General features: G+C 73.9%; 16 protein-coding genes and 1 tRNA gene. 10 read left to right on the forward strand and 7 right to left on the reverse strand.

Annotation, left to right across the window (positions count from 1 at the left end; all coding sequences use genetic code 11):
• Nucleotides 1–257: 257 nt before the first annotated feature.
• From AB0M03_RS29810 to AB0M03_RS29820, 3 genes are all read right to left on the reverse strand, one after another.
• Nucleotides 258–551: an FmdB family zinc ribbon protein gene (locus AB0M03_RS29810; protein WP_363496791.1), complete on the reverse strand. Its 294-nt coding sequence runs from the start codon at nucleotides 549–551 to the stop codon at nucleotides 258–260.
• 132 nt (nucleotides 552–683) lie between these two features.
• Nucleotides 684–2,018: an MFS transporter gene (locus AB0M03_RS29815; protein ID WP_363496891.1), complete on the reverse strand. Its 1,335-nt coding sequence runs from the start codon at nucleotides 2,016–2,018 to the stop codon at nucleotides 684–686.
• Nucleotides 2,019–2,360: 342 nt separating this feature from the next.
• A complete protein-coding gene (locus tag AB0M03_RS29820; RefSeq protein ID WP_363496794.1) occupies nucleotides 2,361–3,845 on the reverse strand; it encodes a potassium/proton antiporter in 1,485 nt (494 codons plus the stop codon).
• Between the two features lie 221 nt (nucleotides 3,846–4,066).
• On the opposite strand from AB0M03_RS29820, the gene AB0M03_RS29825 reads away from it, so the two are divergent.
• Nucleotides 4,067–6,838 carry a penicillin acylase family protein gene (locus AB0M03_RS29825; RefSeq protein ID WP_363496796.1) on the forward strand — a complete coding sequence of 924 codons (2,772 nt, stop codon included), beginning with the start codon at nucleotides 4,067–4,069 and terminating at the stop codon, nucleotides 6,836–6,838.
• Between the two features lie 19 nt (nucleotides 6,839–6,857).
• On the opposite strand, the gene AB0M03_RS29830 is transcribed toward AB0M03_RS29825, so the two are convergent.
• Nucleotides 6,858–7,445 carry a 5-formyltetrahydrofolate cyclo-ligase gene (locus AB0M03_RS29830; protein WP_363496894.1) on the reverse strand — a complete coding sequence of 196 codons (588 nt, stop codon included), beginning with the start codon at nucleotides 7,443–7,445 and terminating at the stop codon, nucleotides 6,858–6,860.
• Between the two features lie 74 nt (nucleotides 7,446–7,519).
• Here AB0M03_RS29830 and AB0M03_RS29835 point away from each other — a divergent pair, with 74 nt between their 5' ends.
• The 8 genes from AB0M03_RS29835 (at nucleotide 7,520) to AB0M03_RS29870 (ending at nucleotide 13,905) form a co-directional block, all read left to right on the forward strand.
• Entirely contained in the window at nucleotides 7,520–8,467 is a 948-nt protein-coding gene (locus tag AB0M03_RS29835; protein ID WP_363496799.1) for a GGDEF domain-containing protein, read from the forward strand.
• A gap of 55 nt (nucleotides 8,468–8,522) precedes the next feature.
• A complete protein-coding gene (galU, locus tag AB0M03_RS29840) occupies nucleotides 8,523–9,443 on the forward strand; it encodes a UTP--glucose-1-phosphate uridylyltransferase GalU (RefSeq protein WP_363496802.1) in 921 nt (306 codons plus the stop codon).
• 23 nt (nucleotides 9,444–9,466) lie between these two features.
• Nucleotides 9,467–10,789, forward strand: a complete 1,323-nt coding sequence (gene glp, locus AB0M03_RS29845) for a gephyrin-like molybdotransferase Glp (protein ID WP_363496805.1) — start codon at nucleotides 9,467–9,469, stop codon at nucleotides 10,787–10,789.
• A 115-nt stretch (nucleotides 10,790–10,904) separates the two neighbouring features.
• Nucleotides 10,905–11,342: a cyclic pyranopterin monophosphate synthase MoaC gene (gene moaC, locus AB0M03_RS29850; RefSeq protein WP_363496896.1), complete on the forward strand. Its 438-nt coding sequence runs from the start codon at nucleotides 10,905–10,907 to the stop codon at nucleotides 11,340–11,342.
• On the forward strand, nucleotides 11,339–11,854 hold the full coding sequence (locus tag AB0M03_RS29855) for a MogA/MoaB family molybdenum cofactor biosynthesis protein (protein ID WP_363496808.1): 516 nt from the start codon (nucleotides 11,339–11,341) through the stop codon (nucleotides 11,852–11,854). Before moaC ends, AB0M03_RS29855 begins: the two co-directional genes overlap by 4 nt.
• On the forward strand, nucleotides 11,851–12,477 hold the full coding sequence (locus AB0M03_RS29860; RefSeq protein ID WP_363496899.1) for a GNAT family protein: 627 nt from the start codon (nucleotides 11,851–11,853) through the stop codon (nucleotides 12,475–12,477). Before AB0M03_RS29855 ends, AB0M03_RS29860 begins: the two co-directional genes overlap by 4 nt.
• Nucleotides 12,478–12,628: 151 nt before the next feature.
• On the forward strand, nucleotides 12,629–13,732 hold the full coding sequence (gene glpR, locus AB0M03_RS29865; protein ID WP_363496811.1) for a gephyrin-like molybdotransferase receptor GlpR: 1,104 nt from the start codon (nucleotides 12,629–12,631) through the stop codon (nucleotides 13,730–13,732).
• Nucleotides 13,733–13,831: 99 nt separating this feature from the next.
• Nucleotides 13,832–13,905: transfer RNA gene (locus AB0M03_RS29870), tRNA-Ala, on the forward strand.
• Between the two features lie 141 nt (nucleotides 13,906–14,046).
• Here the strand turns inward: AB0M03_RS29870 and AB0M03_RS29875 are convergent.
• From AB0M03_RS29875 to AB0M03_RS29885, 3 genes are all read right to left on the reverse strand, one after another.
• Nucleotides 14,047–15,033 (reverse strand): aldo/keto reductase, encoded by a 987-nt coding sequence (locus AB0M03_RS29875; RefSeq protein ID WP_363496814.1) that lies wholly within the window; start codon nucleotides 15,031–15,033, stop codon nucleotides 14,047–14,049.
• Between the two features lie 226 nt (nucleotides 15,034–15,259).
• Nucleotides 15,260–15,670, reverse strand: a complete 411-nt coding sequence (locus AB0M03_RS29880; RefSeq protein ID WP_363496817.1) for a heme-binding protein — start codon at nucleotides 15,668–15,670, stop codon at nucleotides 15,260–15,262.
• Nucleotides 15,671–15,725: 55 nt separating this feature from the next.
• Nucleotides 15,726–16,964: an MFS transporter gene (locus tag AB0M03_RS29885; RefSeq protein WP_363496820.1), complete on the reverse strand. Its 1,239-nt coding sequence runs from the start codon at nucleotides 16,962–16,964 to the stop codon at nucleotides 15,726–15,728.
• A gap of 136 nt (nucleotides 16,965–17,100) precedes the next feature.
• On the opposite strand from AB0M03_RS29885, the gene AB0M03_RS29890 reads away from it, so the two are divergent.
• Nucleotides 17,101–17,613, forward strand: coding sequence for a MarR family transcriptional regulator (locus AB0M03_RS29890; protein ID WP_363496823.1), 513 nt, complete (start codon nucleotides 17,101–17,103; stop codon nucleotides 17,611–17,613).
• Nucleotides 17,614–17,634: the final 21 nt, after the last annotated feature.

Genomic DNA, 17,634 nt, shown 5'->3' on the forward strand with positions numbered 1-17,634 from the left:
GAACCAGAATGCGGCGGGCACAACGGCCCCGGAATTCCCCAGCCCATTCCTGTGGAAAACCCGGGCCTGTGGAAAACTCCGCCACCCGGACGGCGGAATGTCCCACCCGACGGAACAGCGACGGAACAGCGGCGGGACGGACTGCACCGGACAGCGGCAGGACGGGCCGCACCCGGGCCCGGACATGCGGAGAGCCCGGTGCCGCCTGCCCCGAGGGGCGGTGGTACCGGGCTCTGCCGTGCGCCGTGGCCGAAGGCTCAGCTCGCGGCCGGAGCCGACGCCGTCGACCCGGAGGACGCGGCGGCCGGCGCGGAGGACGTCGAGGAGCCGGACGAGGCCGAGGACGACCCCGAGCCCACCGAGCTGCTGGAGGAGGAGCGGCTGTCGGTGCGGTAGAAGCCCGAGCCCTTGAACACGACGCCCACGGCCGAGAAGACCTTGCGGAGCTTCCCCTGGCAGTCGGGGCACGTGGTCAGCGCCTCGTCGGTGAACTTCTGCACCGCCTCCAGGCCGTTGCCGCACTCGGTGCACTGGTACTGGTACGTGGGCACTTGCTTCCTCCTGGCACTCTCGCCTGATGAGTGCTAACGATCGTCCATGATGCGGCATTCCGCTGGAACAGTCCAGCGATGCCGGGTGTGAGATGGACCGGGCCGCCCGGCCGCGCCGCCGCCGGCCTGCCGTCAGGCCCGCCCGGCGCCGACCAGTTCCCGCGTGCCCGCACCGCCGGCACCGCCCGCCGCGGCCGGTTCGAAGGCGGCGGCGACCGCGGACCGCGGCTCCCCGCCGACGGCCTCCGCGGGTGCGACCAGCAGCCCGCGCAGCGCGACCAGGGCGATCAGGCCGAGGCCCGCGCCGACCACCGGCACCAGGAAGCCCGTGGAGGGCCCGCCCGCGTCGATCAGCAGTCCGGCGACGGTCGAGCCGGCCGCGAGGCCGAGCCCGATGGCGCCGGTGAGCCAGGTGAACGCCTCGGTCTTGGCGCCGTCCGCGACGAGCGTCTCGACCAGGGTGTAGCCGGTGATCAGGGTGGGCGCGATGGCGAGGCCGCAGAAGAGGCCGGCCACGGCCAGCGCGGTCAGGTTGGGCATGGCCCACAGCGTCGAGCAGCCGAGGACCAGCAGGGCGTAGCAGCCGAGCATCCGCTGCCGGGCGGGCCGGCGCCAGGCGACCAGGCCGTACAGCACGCCGGCGAGCATCGAGCCGCCGGCGAAGATGCCGTACACGGTGCCGTTGGCGCCGCCGCGGCCGACCGACTCGGCGAAGGCGGTCACCGAGACCTGCATGGCGCCGAAGACGCTGCCGACCCCGAGGAACGAGGCGGCCAGCAGCCGGACACCGGGGGAGGACAGCGCGGACGGGCCGCGGCCGCCGGCGGTGCGCGGGTGGCGGGCCGGGGCGGTGCCGCGCTGGGCGGCGAAGGCCAGGCCGCCGGCGACGGTCAGCGCCGCCTCGGCGATCAGCGCGGCGGACGGGGTGACGGTGGTGGCGATGGCGGTGGCCAGCACCGGGCCGACCACGAAGGTGAACTCGTCGGTGACCGACTCGAAGGCGAAGGCCGTGTTCAGGGTGGCCGGGGAGTCCGACAGCCGGGCGACCCAGCGGGCCCGGACCATGGCGCCGATCTGCGGCACCGAGGCACCGGCCGGGGCGGCGGCCGCGAACAGCGCCCACGCCGGGGCGTGGCCGAGGGCCAGGGCGATCAGTGCGCCCACCGACAGGGCGTGCACCGCGACGCTGGGCAGCAGCACGGCGGCCTGGCCGTAGCGGTCGGCGAGCCGGCCGGTCTGCGGGCCGATCACGGCCTGGGCGACGGCGGAGACGGCCGCCACGGCACCGGCCGTGCCGTACGAGCCGTGGGTGTCCAGGACGAGCAGCACGATGCCCAGGCTGAGCATGGCGTACGGCAGTCGGGCGGCGAAGGCGGGGGCCAGGAAAGTCCAGGCGCCGGGGGTGCGGAGCAGTGCCGCGTATCCGACCCGGGCGGGCGCGGCGGGCGCGGGCGTGCCGGGGGACAGGGGGTCTTCGACCGTTCGGCGGGCCGTCACGGTCGGTCCTTCCTGCTGCCTGGTAGCGCGCCGGGGAACGGGTGGGCCCCGACGGCGCCGAGAGTCGTCCTCTCGCGCGTCGACCGGGGTAGATACCGGGTCCGGCCGGCTGCGGGGTGTGCGCTCGCCGACGTCAGGCTGTGTGCTGCGGACCGCGGCCGCCGAGCGGTCGCGCCAACTCTGCATCAGGCAGATGTTGCGGGTTTTCTAGGTGTAGATCTTCCGTATCGATCGATTATATGGCAGCGGGGCCTGTGCAGGCTTGCGATGCAAGGCATCTCACACCCCGCGCGCCGGTGGTGAGCCCCGGGCTCACCGTCCGCGCAGCCAGCCCGCGAGTTTGCCGCCCTGGTCCACCGCGCGCAGCCGGCGCTCGGCGGCCTCGCCGACCTCCTCGGTGGTGACCACCAGCAGCTCGTCGCCGGCCCGCAGGATGGTGGTGCGCTCGGGCACGAAGCTGCTGCCCTCCCGGACGACCAGGGTGACCGCCGCGCCCTTGGGCAGCCGCAGCTCGCCGATCTCGACGCCGGACATCTTCGACTCGGGCGAGAGCGAGACCGACAGCAGGTGTCCGTGCAGCTTCTCCAGCGGCGCGGACTCGATGCCGAGGTCCTGGCCGAGGTCGCCCTCGCCGATCCTCAGCCCGCGGGCCACCATCGGCAGGGTCGGCCCCTGGACCAGGGTGAACACCACGACCAGCACGAAGACGATGTTGAAGACCTCCTGCGCCCGGGGCGCGGCCGCCACCATCGGGATGGTGGCGAGCACGATGGGCACCGCGCCGCGCAGGCCGGCCCAGCTGAGCAGCGCCTGCTCCCGCCAGGGCAGCCGGAAGGGCGTGAGCGAGAGCAGGACGGAGGCCGGGCGGGCGAGGAAGACCAGGACCGCACCGCTGACCAGGGCCGGGGCGAGCGCCGAGCCCATCTCGCTGGGGGTCACCAGCAGGCCGAGCAGGACGAACATGCCGATCTGCCCGATCCATGCGAGACCGTCCGCGAAACCGCGGACGGCTGGGCCGTGCGGGAGCTTGGAGTTCCCGAGGATCACCGCTGCGGTGTAGACGGCGAGGAAGCCGGAGCCGTGCAGCAGCGAGCCCCCCGCGTAGGCCAGCACGGTCAGTGCCATCACGGCGATGGGGTAGAGGCCCGAGGACGGCAGGGCGACGTGCTTGATGCCGAAGGCGCCGAGCCGGCCGACCGCGTAGCCGACCGCGGCGCCGACGGCGAGCTCGCCGATGATGGTGCCGACCAGCACGTACCAGGGGTCGGCCGGGCCTGCGGTGGCGAAGGCGACGACCAGGATGACCACCGGCGCGTCGTTCAGACCGGACTCCGCCTCCAGCAGGCCGGTGAGCCGGCGCGGCAGCGGCACCATCCGCAGCACCGAGAAGACCGCGGCGGCGTCGGTGGAGGAGACGATCGCGCCGAGCAGCAGGGCGGTGCGCCAGTCCAGGCCGATCAGCCAGTGGGCGCCGGCGGCGGTCACGAAGACGCTGACGGCCACGCCGAACGTGGCCAGGACGGTGGCGGCGGGCATCACCGGTCTGATCGCCCGCCAGCTGGTCTTCAGGCCGCCCTCCGCCAGGATGACCACCAGCGCCGCGTAGCCCAGGACCTGGGCGAGGGCGACGTTGTCGAAGACCAGGCCGAGGCCGTTGTGGCCGAGGGCGACGCCGATGCCCAGGTAGATCAGCAGGCTGGGCAGCCCGGAGCGGGTGGAGATGCGCACGGCGACCACCGCGACCAGGAGGATCGCGGAGAACTCGAGCAGGAACGCGTTCAGGCGGTCGACGGTCACGCAGGGGCACCTCGGTGGGCAGGAGGGGCTGATGAGTCGTTACTCAGTCTAACATTTTACTTGATCTTTGAATGAGGCCCCTCGGCCTTCCCTCCCGGTCGCCCGGCCGGGGTATCGTCCCCTCTGTTCCAACCGTGGGCGTCCCCGGTGCACGTCCGCCACCTGAGCCGACCTAATGTGGTGAGCTGTCACCGCCGCCACGACCCCAGTCAAGGACCCAGATGCCCCGCTCGAAGAAGTTCCGGCGCGCCCGTCTGATCGTGATCGTGCTGGCCGTGGTGCTGATCGCCGGGCTGGGCGGGGGCGGATACTGGGCGGTCCACACCGTGCGGGCGTCCTTCCCGGAGCTGACCGGCACCGTCCGGGTCTCCGGCATGGCCGCCCCGGTCGACGTGAAGCGCGACGACAAGGGCGTGCCGCAGCTCTACGCGGACACCTCCGAGGACCTCTTCCGCGCCCAGGGCTACGTGCAGGCCCAGGACCGCTTCTGGGAGATGGACGTCCGACGGCACATCACCGCCGGCCGGCTGTCCGAAATGTTCGGTTCCGGCCAGGTCGAGAAGGACGCCTTCCTGCGCACCATGGGCTGGCGCCAGGTCGCGCAGCAGGAGTACGACACCGTCCTGTCCGCCGAGACCAAGAAGTACCTGCAGGCCTACGCGGACGGCGTGAACGCCTGGCTCGCCGAGCACCCCGGCGGGGCCGGCGCCTCCCTCGAGTACGCCTTGCTCGGCGCGGTGACCAGCGGCTACAAGCCGGAGAAGTGGACCCCGGTCGACTCGGTGGCCTGGCTGAAGGCGATGGCCTGGAACCTCTCCGGCAACCTCACCGAGGAGGTCGACCGCTCGCTGCTGGCGCAGAACTTCCAGCAGGAGGAGATCGAGCAGCTCTACCCGGCGTACCCGTTCGACCGCAACGGCACCATCGTCAAGGCCGGCAGCCTCGCCGCCGACGGCACCTACCGTCCGGCCGGCGACACCGCCTCCGCGGGCGCCACCACGACGGGCACCACCGGCACCGCCGGAAGCGGCGGCAACAGCACCGCCGGCACCACCCAGAGCCGCACCGCCACCCAGGCCGCGCTCAAGGGCATCGCCGACAAGAGCGCCTCCCTGCCGCTGCTGCTCGGCCCGGACGGCCAGGGCATCGGCTCCAACTCCTGGGTCGTCTCCGGCAGCCACACCACCACCGGCAAGCCGCTGCTCGCCAACGACCCGCACCTCGGCCCGGGCATGCCGTCCGTCTGGTACCAGATGGGCCTGCACTGCCGCACCGTCGGCCCCAAGTGCGGCTTCGACGTCGCCGGCTTCACCTTCGCCGGCACCCCCGGCGTGGTCATCGGCCACAACAAGGACATCGCCTGGGGCTTCACCAACCTCGGCGCCGACGTCACCGACCTCTACCTGGAGAAGGTCACCGGCCCGGACACCTACCTGCGCGACGGCAAGGAGGTGAAGTTCCAGACCCGCAAGGAGACCATCAAGGTCGCCGGCGGCGAGGACCGCACCATCACCGTCCGCACCACGGTCAACGGCCCGCTGATCTCCGACCAGTCCTCCGAGCAGCAGAAGGTCGGCACCTACGCCCCGGCCGGCAACGCCGCCCCGGACCGCGCCAGCGGCTACGGCGTCGCCCTCCAGTGGACGGCCCTCACCCCGGGCAGGACCATGGACGCCGTCTTCGAGCTCGACCGCGCCGCCGACTGGAAGGACTTCCAGAAGGCCGCCGCCGACTTCGCCGTCCCCGCCCAGAACCTGATCTACGCCGACACCAAGGGCAACATCGGCTACCAGACCCCGGGCGTCATCCCCGTCCGCGGCAAGGGCGACGGCCGCTACCCCGCCCCGGGCTGGGACTCGGCCTACGACTGGAAGAAGGAGCCGATCCCCTTCAAGTCGCTGCCCTACAGCCTCAACCCGGCCGCCGGCTACATCGTCACCGCCAACCAGGCCGTGGCCGGCAGCGGCTACCCGTACACCCTCACCACCGACTGGGAGTACGGCACCCGCGCCAAGGAGGTCACCGACCAGATCGAGGGCAAGCTCAAGAACGGCGGCAAGATCTCCCCGGACGACATGCAGGCCATGCAGCTGGACAACACCAGCGTGATGGCCAGGACCCTCGTCCCGCTGCTGCTCAAGGTGAAGATCAGCGACCCGTACGTCCGCGAGGCCCAGGACCTGCTCAAGGACTGGAACTACCACCAGGACGCCGACTCGGCGGCCGCCGCCTACTACAACGGCGTCTGGCGGGCCCTGCTCACCCTCGCCTTCGGCCAGAAGCTCCCGGCCTCGCTGCGCGCCGAGGGCGACTGCCTGCTGGTCCGTCAGAAGTCCAACTCGACGCTGCCCGACGACGCGGTCAACGGCGAGGTGAAGCCCGTCACCGAGTGCGGCACCCGCAAGCCCGACCAGGCCCAGCCGGACGGCGGCGACCGCTGGACGGAGGTCGTGCGGACCCAGCTCGCGCAGCCCGACAGCAAGTGGTGGAACTACATCGACTCCGACCACCTGCCGCAGCACGGCCTGAACAACCTGCTCGCCCAGGCGATGAAGAACGCCCGCCAGGACCTCACCGCCTACCTCGGCAAGTCCATCTCCACCTGGAGCTGGGGCCGCCTGCACACCCTGACGCTCAAGGAGAACACGCTCGGCAGCGACGACTCCTCGATCGCCTCCGGCTTCGTGCACCGGCTGCTCAACCGCGGCCCCTACCGCCTCTCCGGCGGCAGCGCCGCGGTGAACGCCGCCGGCTGGAACGCCGCCGCCGGGTACCAGGTCGACTGGATCCCCTCGATGCGGATGGTCGTGGACCTCAGCGACTTCGACGCCTCCCGCTGGATCAACGTCGGCGGCGCCTCCGGCCACGCCTTCCACAGCAACTACAACGACCAGACCGAGCTGTGGGCCAAGGGTGAACTGCTGCCCTGGGCCTACTCCGCGGACGCCGTCACCAAGGCCACCGAGCACACCATGACGCTCACCAGCGGCTGACCCACCGCGGGGGCGCCGCTCAGCCGGCGCCCCCGCGGAAGCGGTGCACGCCGGACGGCGTCACCACCGCGTCCACCGGCAGGTCGTGCTCCTCGCCCGGCACCTGCTCCAGCAGCTCCTCCTCGTACAGCAGCGTCGCCAGCAGCGGCCGCGCCCCGGCCGCCGCCAGCCGGGCCAGCACCCGGTCGTAGCTGCCGCCGCCCCGGCCCAGCCGCACGCCCCGGCGGTCCACCGCCAGACCGGGCAGCAGCACCAGCCGCGCCCCGCACACCGCGTCCGGCCCCAGCCGCGGGCCGGTCGGCTCCAGCAGCCCCCGGGAGGCCGGGGCCAGCGCCCGGCGCCCCTCGTACCGCGCCCAGTCCAGGTCGTTGTCGGGCAGCAGCACCGGCAGCAGCACCTGCACCCCCCGGGCCGCCAGCGCGTCCAGCAGCGGCCCGGTGCCCGGCTCGCCGCCGACCGACACGTACGCCGCCACCGTCCACCCCGGCTCGGCCAGCCCGGCCGCCCGCGCGGCCAGCCCTTCCGCCGCCGATGCCCGCCGAGTGGGTGACAGCTCACGACGTCCTGCCAGCAGGCGTGACCTCAGAGCGGCCTTGTCGTTGTGCAATGGATTGGCAGTCAAGGGTTCCCCACAGCTCGGCACCGATCGGTGCCCAGAGCCTGACATGCGGAAGGCCCCACATGTCCACTCCGCTCCTGGTCCAGGCCCTCGCCGGGCTGAGCGCCCCCGCCCTGGCCGGGGCCGGCCTGCTCGGCCTGCGCCTGCGCCGCAGCGCCGCCGCGGCCGCCGAGCGCGAGGCCGCCCTGCAGGGCCGGGTCGCCGAGCTCCGCAGGGAGCGGGACGAACTCCAGCGCACCGCCTCCTGCGACCCGCTCACCGGCGTGTGGAACTACCGCCACCTGCAGATCACCCTGGACAAGGAGATCGAGCGCGCCCGCCGGGCCGAGGCCGCCGACGAACGCCGCCCGCTCGCCCTGCTGATGCTGGAGATCGCGGGCTTCGACGCGGTCGTCGCCGAGCACGGCCGCAGCCGGGCCGGTGCCGTGCTGCGCGACCTCGCCCAGCGGCTCGCCGTCGAGATCCGCCGCTCCGACACCCTCGGCCGCTACGGCGGCGAGGAGTTCCTGGTGCTGCTGCCCGACACCGGCGCCGAGGGGGCCGTCCAGGTCGCCGAGCGGCTCTGCTGGACGGTCCGCCGGCACCGGCTGCTGGACTGGTCCGCGAACGGCTCCGCCCGCGGGGCCGGCGCCCGGTCGGAAGATCCGGCCACGGCAACCGCGACCGCCCGCGGGAACGGCCTCACCGCCTCCGTCGGCATCGCCGTCCTGCCCCGCGACGGCTCGCACGCCGCCCTGCTGCTGCGCGCCGCCGACCGGGCCCTGGGCGAGGCCCGGCGGGCCGGCGGCGACTGCTGGCGCGGCGCCCCGGTCGAGAGCGTGCCGGCGGTGCCCGCGGCCCCGGCCGCCGCCGCGTGGTCCAGGAGGAGGGCGGAGGGACTCGCAGGGGCCGCGGAAATCCCGGGTAGTGTGTCCGCTTGTGCCGGCGAGGAGGCCACCTTCACCTCCGTCGGCCAGGCCCGCACCGCTGCGGCCGCTGCCGCCACGGCCGCTGCTCGGGACGGGGTTTAAGACCCGACTCACCTCGCTCTCAGAGGGCACCGAAACGCCTCAGTAAGGTCGACGCATGACGAAGACGCACGCCCGCACCCCAGTCACCAAGGCCGTCGTGCCCGCTGCCGGCCTGGGGACCCGCTTCCTGCCCGCGACCAAGGCGACACCCAAGGAGATGCTGCCGGTCGTCGACAAGCCGGCGATCCAGTACGTCGTCGAGGAGGCCGCGGCAGCCGGCCTGTCCGACATACTGATGGTGACGGGCCGCAACAAGCGGGCCCTGGAGGACCACTTCGACCGCGCCTACGAGCTCGAGGAGCTGCTCGCCCGCAAGGGCGACCACGACCGGCTCCGCCGCGTCCAGGAGTCCGTCCAGCTCGCCAACATGCACTACGTCCGCCAGGGCGACCCCAAGGGCCTCGGCCACGCCGTCCTCGTCGCCGAGCAGCACGTCGCCGGCCAGCCCTTCGCCGTCCTCCTCGGCGACGACCTGATCGACCCGCGCGACCCGCTGCTCTCCCGCATGATCGAGGTCCAGCAGGAGCTCGGCGGCTCCGTCGTCGCCCTCATGGAGGTCGACCCCTCGCAGATCCACCTCTACGGCTGCGCCGCCGTCAAGCCGAACGGCCTCGGCGACGACGTCTTCCGGATCACCGACCTGGTCGAGAAGCCCGACACCGCGGACGCCCCGTCCAACTACGCGGTGATCGGCCGCTACATCCTCGACCCCACGGTCTTCGAGGTGCTCAGCAAGACCCCGCCCGGCCGCGGCGGCGAGATCCAGCTGACCGACGCGCTGCGCGAGCTGGCCGGCCGCGGCGAGGCCGACGGCGGCCCCGTCCACGGCGTGCTCTTCAAGGGCCGCCGCTACGACACCGGCGACCGCGCCGACTACCTTCGCGCTATCGTCCGACTGGCGTGCGAGCGCGAGGACCTCGGCCCCGAGTTCCGGGACTTCCTCCGGCAGTTCGTCGCCACCGAGATGAACGGCTGACCCACCAGGAAGCGAGTGAGGCGATGACCGCGGGCCCCGCGCACGGCAGCAACGACCCCTGCTGCGAGGACGCCGGGGCCCCGGCACCGCCCAGGACGTGGAGCGTCGACGAGCACCTCGCCGACGTCCTCACCGGGATCGCACCCCTGCCGCCCGTCGAGCTCGACCTGCTCGACGCCCAGGGCTGCCGGCTCGCCGCCGACGTCACCGCCGCCGTCGACCTGCCGCCCTTCGACAACAGCTCGATGGACGGCTACGCCGTGCGCGCCTCCGACGGCGCCCCGGCCGTGCTCGCCGTGGTCGGCGACATCGCGGCCGGCGCCGGCGAGCTCCCCGAGGTCGGCCCGGGCCGGGCGGCCCGCATCATGACCGGTGCGCCCGTGCCGCCCGGGGCCGACGCGGTCGCCCCGGTCGAGTGGACCGACGGCGGCACCGGCACCGGCACCCCGGCCGACGCCATGACCGCGCCCGTCGCCGACGAGCGGGTCGAACTGCTCCGCCCGGTCGCCCCCGGCGCCCACATCCGGCGCCGCGGCAGCGACATCTCCGCCGGTACCACCGTGCTCACCGCCGGCACCCTGCTCGGCCCCACCCAGGTCGGCCTGCTCGCCGCGATCGGCCGCGGCACCGCCGCCGTCCACCCCCGCCCGCGCGTCGCCGTGCTCTCCACCGGCAGCGAACTCGTCCAGCCCGGCGAGTCGATCGGCCCCGGCCGGATCTCCGACTCCAACAGCTTCACCCTCACCGCGGCCGCCCGCGCCGCCGGTGCCGAGGTGACCCGGATCGGCGGCGTCCCCGACGACCCGGCCGTGCTCCGCCGGGTGCTCCAGGAGCAGTTCGGCCGCGCCGACCTGATCGTCACCAGCGGCGGCGTCAGCGTCGGCGCGTACGACGTGGTCAAGGAGGCCCTGCAGCCGCTGCACGGCGGGGAGGACCTCGGCGGCGTCGACTTCCGGCGGCTGCGCATGCAGCCCGGCAAGCCGCAGGGCTTCGGCCGGATCGGCAAGGACGGCGTCCCGCTGCTCGCCCTGCCCGGTAACCCGGTCAGCGCCTACATCTCCTTCGAGCTGTTCGTCCGGCCGCTGATCCGCACCATGCTCGGCGCCCCCGACGTGCACCGCACCGTCGTCCGGGCGGTCTGCACCGCGGACCTCGCGTCACCCGCCGGGCGGCGGCAGTTCCTGCGCGGCCGGTACGGCGCGGACGGCACCGTCACCCCGGTCGGCGGCGCGGGATCGCACCTGGTCGGCGCCCTCGCGCTGGCCGACTGCCTGATCACCGTCCCCGAGGACACCACCGTCCTGCCGGCCGGCAGCGGCGTGGACGTGGTCCTTCTCACGGACTGACGCCGCAGGGGTTGTACGGTAGCGCGGTATTCGACCCGCGCCACTGGAGCACCCCGTGACCGAGACACCACCCGGCGACCGCCTCACGCACGTCGACGACACCGGCGCCGCCCGCATGGTCGACGTCTCCGAGAAGGCCACCACCGTCCGCACCGCGGTCGCCGCCGGACGGGTCACCGTCGCCCCCAAGGTGGTCGAACTGCTCCGCGGCGAGGGCGTGCCCAAGGGGGACGCCCTCGCCGTCGCCCGGATCGCCGGGATCATGGGCGCCAAGAAGACCCCGGAGCTGATCCCGCTCTGCCACCCGATCGCCATCTCCGGCGTCACGGTGGACCTGGCCGTCACCGACGACGCCGTCGAGATCACCGCCACGGTGCGGACCGCCGACCGCACCGGCGTCGAGATGGAGGCGCTCACCGCCGTCGCCGTCGCCGGACTGACCGTCATCGACATGGTCAAGGCGGTCGACAAGGCCGCCGCGATCCAGGACGTCCGGGTGCTCACCAAGACCGGCGGCAAGAGCGGCGACTGGGCCCGCGAGGACGCCCGGTGACCGCCCCCGCCGGGCGCGCGCTCGCCGTCACCGTCTCCAACCGCGCCTCGGCCGGCGTGTACGAGGACAAGGGCGGCCCGCTGCTCGTCGAGGGGCTGCGCCGGATGGGCTTCACCGCCGACGGCCCGCGCGTGGTGCCGGACGGCGACCCCGTCGAGGCGGCGCTCCGCGAGGCCGTCGCGGCCGGCTACGACGTCGTCCTCACCACCGGCGGCACCGGCATCTCCCCGATGGACCTCACCCCGGAGGCGACCGCCCGGGTGATCGACCGGCAGATCCCCGGCATCGCCGAGGCGATCCGCGCCCGGGGCCGGGACAAGGTGCCCACCGCGGCGCTCTCCCGCGGCCTCGCCGGCCTCGCCGGACGGACCCTGATCGTCAACCTCCCGGGCTCCACCGGCGGCGTCAGGGACGGCCTGGCCGTCCTGGAGCCGCTCCTCGCGCACGCCGTCGACCAGCTCCGCGGCGGCGACCACCCGCGGCCCGACGCCACCGCGCGGAGCGAGAGCTGAGCGCCGGCTGGCCGGTCGAGCTGACCGAGGGCGACGTGGTGCTGCGCCCGATCCGGGCCCGCGACCAGCGGGCCTGGCAGGAGGTCAGCCGCCGCAACCGGGACTGGCTGCGGCGCTGGGAGGCGACCGTGCCCCCGCCACCGGCCGGCCGCGGCGGGGTCGCCCGGCCGAGCTACCGGCAGATGGTCCGCTACCTGCGGGGCGAGGCCTCGGCGGGGCGGATGCTGCCCTTTGTGGTGCTGTTCCGGGGCCGACTGGTCGGCCAGCTCACCGTCGGCGGCATCACCTGGGGCTCGATGTGCTCCGCCAACGTCGGCTACTGGATCGACGAGGAGGTCGCCGGCCACGGCATCATGCCGACCGCCGTCGCCCTCGCCGTCGACCACTGTTTCCGCACGCTCGGACTGCACCGCATCGAGGTGTGCATTCGGCCGGAGAACCGGCCGAGCCGCCGGGTCGTCGAGAAACTCGGCTTCCGCGAGGAGGGAATGCGCCCCCGCTATCTCCACATCGACGGCGACTGGCGCGACCACCTGGTGTACGCGCTGACCGCGGAGGAGGTGCCGGAGGGCATGCTGGCGCGCTGGCGTTCCGTCAGGAGTGCACCTCCGAGAACTAATTGAATATTTGTTCGAAATAGATATCGATATGGCATCGGGCCGCGGGTCGAGTGGTGGCAAACACCGGCAAAATAGTCGGAGAATCAGCTTGATCACACGACACGCCGCGCCAAATTGCTGCCAGGCCTCAGCATGCCCCCGTACCGTGTGAATCGTGAGCAGTAGCGGCCTTATCTACGCGGTCATCGTGGGAGCCTGGGCCGCCTATCTGGTGCCGATGTGGCTCCGCAGGCAGGACGAGCTCAACGAGTCGCGTCCGACGGAACGCTTCAGTACCGCGATCCGCCTGCTGGCCGGCCGGTCGGCGCTGGAGCGGCGTGCATCGAGGTCCCTCTCCGACGACTCCGCCGACGGCGGGACCGGCGCGGACGGCACCACCGGTGCCGACGACGCGCCGGCCTCCGGCATGTCCGAACCGTCCGGGGTGCCGGAGGCGTCCGACGGGCCGTCGGACGGTCCCACCGCCTCCCGTCCGGTGGAGCCGCAGGCCGCCGACGGTCCGCGCCCGCCGGAGGTGCAGGTCACGGGCGTCGAGGCGCACGCCGACCGCCCCGTGCACCGCCACGCCCCGGAGCGCCGCGCCCAGCTGCTCGCCCGCCGCCGCCGCATGGTCACCGCGCTCTTCCTGGCCTTCGCCCTGGGCGCAGTGGTCGCGGCCGTCGCCGGCATCGCCTTCATCTGGGTGCCCGCACTGCCCGCCGTCCTGCTCACCCTCTACATCGGCCACCTCCGCCGCCTGGAGCGCCAGCGCTACGAGGTGAAGCTGGACCGCGTCCGCGCCGCCCAGGCCGCCGAACGGCTGCGCGCCCGCGAGCGGGAGCGCGAGCCGGAGCCCGTTGCCGAGCCGGAGCCGGCCCGCCCGGCCGCGGTGCACGAGGCGGCGCACGCCGCCGACGGGCCCGGCCGCCCGCACCTGCGGCTGGCCGGCGACGCCCCGGTGCACGGCACGCCCGCCGCCTCGCCGGCCACCGCCGTCGCCGAGGCCACCGACCACGAGGAGTGGGTCGACGGCATGCGGGAGCGCGGCCCGGCCGGCGCCGACTCCTGGAAGCCGGTGCCCGTCCCGCTGCCGACCTACGTCACCGCGCCGGTCGCCCCCCGGGTCACCCGCGGCCTCGACCTCGCCGCACCCGGGGTCCGCGACTCCGGCCGCCCGGCCGAGGCCCGGCGCACCCCGCTGTTCGACCAGTACGCCGAGGCGGCCGCACCCCCGCCGGAGGCGGACTGCGCTCCGAGGGCCCGAGCCGCCAACGAATGACCCCGGCGCCCCGCCTCCGCCCCTGCGGACGGCGGGGCGCCGCGCCTCGCGGCGCTGGTCACGAGCCGGTCCGCAGAGGTGATAGAGTTCTTTCTCGTTGGGGCTGTGGCGCAGTCCGGTAGCGCACCTCGTTCGCATCGAGGGGGTCAGGGGTTCGAATCCCCTCAGCTCCACCCAATGTCAAAGGCCCTTCCGGGATTGCCCGGAAGGGCCTTTGAGCGTTCGTACGGCAGGGAAGCACGGCAACTGCCCCGGGAGCGCTGGCGCTTCGGCGGCGATGTGCCGGCCGGGCTTCCCCGGGGGCGGCGGGGCGGTCAGTGGGCGTCGTCGAGCCGGGCCCGCTGGTCGGCTGTCAGGGTGAGGTCGACGGCGGCCAGGCTCTCGTCCAGCTGGGCCACCGAGGAGGCGCCGACCAGCGGGACGACCGGGATCTCGCCGCCGATCAGCCAGGCCAGCACCACCTGGTTGGCGGCGGCTCCGGTCTCGGCCGCCACCTCGGTCAGCACGGCCCGCCGGGCGCGGGTGCCCGCGTGGTCGAAGGCCGGGCCGAGCGGCTTGTCCGCCCGGACGTAGCCGCCGCCGAGCAGCGGCGAGTACGCCACCAGCGCGAGCGAGGGGTTCTCCCGGACGTAGCCGAGCAGGTCGCCCGCGACCGCGCCCGGGTCGCCGTCGGTGGTGAGCGCGCCCGGCAGGTCGGCCCGGCGGCGGAAGTAGCTGTGGCTGTACTGGAGCACTTCGTACCCGGGCACTCCGGCCGCCGCCGCGAGGTTGCGGGCCCGTTCGACCCGCCAGGTCCAGTGGTTGCTGACGCCCAGCAGGCCCACGGCCCCCTCGTTCACCAGTGCGCCGAAGGCCCCGACCGTCTCGGCCAACGGCACCCCGGCGTCCTCGACGTGCGCGTACAGCAGGTCGAGCTTCTCGACGCCTAGCCGCTGCCGACTCCGCTCGGACTGCTCCCGGATCGTCCCGGCCGACAGGCCCTCGCCGTTCTCCACGTAACCGGTGCCGGGGGCGAGCGGCCGGGCGCCGAGCTTGGTGGCGATCACCACCTCGTCGGTGATGCCCCGGCTGCGGCGCCAGCGGCCGATGAGTTCCTCGCTCGTGCCGCCCTGACTGTCGTCGATCCAGTAGGCGTAGTTGTTGGCGGTGTCGATGAAGGTGCCGCCGGCCTTGACGTAGCGGTCCAGTACGGCGAACGAGGTGGCCTCGTCGGTCAGCGTTCCCATCAGCATGGCCCCGAGGCTGAGCACACTGACCTCGCGGTTGGTCCTCGGGTCGGTGCCGATCGTGCGGTACTGCATGCCGTCTCCTTCCGCGGGCCGCCAACTGCGTTCCGCGGGCAGCAGTTTGGACGCTGGAGTGCACTCGAAGTCAACTGGTCCAGACCGCTGGCCCGGTGTCACCGGACGCCGGCTGCCGAACGGTCCTCGGCGGGCGAGCCCCGGCAGTGTTGCCGAGGGGACCGAACATCCGGCCGCGCACGCCTCAGGGGTGCCGCCGTCGAACGGCGGCACCCCTGAGGGAGGGTCAGGCGAGCCGGGCCTCGGCCGCGGCCGAGACGGCGAAGCCGTGGTCCTGCCCGGGTGCGCCGCCGCCGATGCCTAGCGCACCGACCAGTCGGCCGTCGCGGTGCAGCGGGATGCCGCCGGCGATGAACAGCAGCGGCCGGTCGAGGGCGGTCGGCAGGGTGTGGAAGGGGGCGCCCGGCTTGACGGCGTCGACCAGGTCGGCCGTGGGCGTGTCCAGCTGCAGTGCCGTGTAGGCCTTGCGGGTGCTGGTCTCGCCGGCGATCAGGACGGCCCGGTCGTCGCGGCGGAAGGCCAGCAGGTGGCCTCCGGCGTCCAGGACGGTCGCGGAGATCCGGACGCCCTGCGTTTCGGCGGCACGGTGGGCGGCGGAGATCAGGAGGTCGGCGTCGGCGGTGGTGAGGGGGCTCATGAGGTGCTCCGGTGATGCTGGTCGGTTGTGCGGGTGGTCGGTGCGGGCGGGTCGGTCAGTGGCTGACGGGGACGCGCTGCTGGGCAGAGGCGGGGGCGGAGGCCGGGGTGGGGACGGCGGCAGCGGTTCCACGGGCCGGTCGGCGCTCCAGCGCGGCCGAGAGGAGGGCCAGGGCGAGGGCGGCGGCGGCCATCAGGGCGCCGACCCAGTTGGGGGCGGTGGCACCGAGGCCGGCCGTCAGGACGGCGCCGCCGAGCCAGGCGGCGAGGGCGTTGCCGAGGTTGAAGGCGCCGATGTTCACGGCGGAGGCGAGGGTCGGGGCGTCGCCGGTCTGGTCGAGGACGCGCTTCTGCAGCGGCGGGACGGTGGCGAAGCCGAGCGCCCCGATCAGCGGCACGGTGACGGCGGCCAGCACCTTGTCGTGGGCGGTGAAGGAGAACAGCGCCAGGACGACGGCGAGTGCGCCGAGCGTGGTGAACAGCATCGGCATCAGCCGCCGGTCCGCGTACCGGCCGCCGACCAGGTTGCCGGCCACCATCCCGAGCCCGAAGAGGACGAGCAGCCAGGTGACGGAGGACTCCGCGTAGCCGGCGGCCTCGGTCATCATCGGCGCGATGTAGGTGATCGCGGCGAAGACACCGCCGAAGCCGAGCACGGTCATCAGCATGGCCAGTACGACCTGGACGTTGCGGAAGGCGGCCAGCTCGCGCCGCAGCCCGCCGCCGCTGCCCGAGCCGGAGCCGGAGCGGTGGTCGGCCGGGACGAGCGCGGCGATGCCGGCCAGTCCGGCCACGCCGAGCGCGGCGACCAGCAGGAAGGTGACCCGCCAGCCGATCTGCTGGCCGACCAGGGTGCCGAGCGGGACGCCGATCACGTTGGCCACCGTCAGGCCGGTGAACATCATGGCGATCGCGCCGGCCTTGCGCTGCGGCGCCACCAGGTCGGCCGCGACGATCGAACCGATGCCGAAGAACGCGCCGTGGGCGAGCGAGGCGGTGATCCGCCCGGCGAGGACCAGGCCGAACGCGGGGGCGAGGGCGGTCAGCAGGTTGCCGGCGATGAACAGCCCCATCAGCAGCATCAGCATCCGCTTGCGGGTGATCCGGGTGCCGAGGACGGCGAGCAGCGGGGCGCCGACCACGACGCCGAGGGCGTAGCCGGTGGTGAGCAGGCCGGCGGTGGGGACGGAGACGCCGAAGTCCCCGGCCACCTGCGGCAGCAGCCCCATGATCACGAATTCCGTGGTGCCGATGCCGAAGGCGCCGATGGCCAGCGCCAGGAGTGCGAGAGGCATGGAGGGCCTTCCGATGGTTGCGTGCAGGGCTTACGGGCTCCGACATTAATTGCAGGCGCCGATAGTTGCAAACGCGGGATATTGCGGAACCGGTCTATCCTGGAGGGACACCGCAGCGAAGGGAACAGTGGTCCCCATGACGCGACCCGAACCGGGCCTGGCCCACGGCTGGTGCGCGCTCTCCGCCCTGCACGGCCGGATCGAGGCGCACATCGAGCGCGCCCTCCAGGCGGAGCACGGCCTGAGCGTGCGCGAGTTCTCCGTCCTCGACGTGCTCAGCGCGCAGCACGACGGCGACGGCGGGCACTTCCGGATGGCCCAGCTCGCGGACGCCGTCGTCCTCAGCCAGAGCGCCACCACCCGGCTGGTCACCCGCCTGGAGGACCGCGGCCTGCTGGCCCGGTACCTCTGCCCGACCGACCGCCGCGGCATCTACACCAACGTCACCGGGGCCGGCCTCGATCTGCTGGAGCAGGCCCGGCCCACCAACGACCACGCCCTGCGCGAGGCGCTGGACGCGGCCGGCCGCCGCCCGGAACTCGCCCCGCTGGTCGCCGCCGTCCGCACGCTCGGCCCGTCCGCGCCCGCCCCGGCGGCCGAGCCGGAGCCCGCCCCGGACGCCGGGCCCGTGCCCGCCGCGGTCGGCTGACCCGGCGGACGCCGGCCCCGG

The organism is Kitasatospora sp. NPDC051914 (genome assembly GCF_040680995.1).
Classification (GTDB): domain Bacteria; phylum Actinomycetota; class Actinomycetes; order Streptomycetales; family Streptomycetaceae; genus Kitasatospora.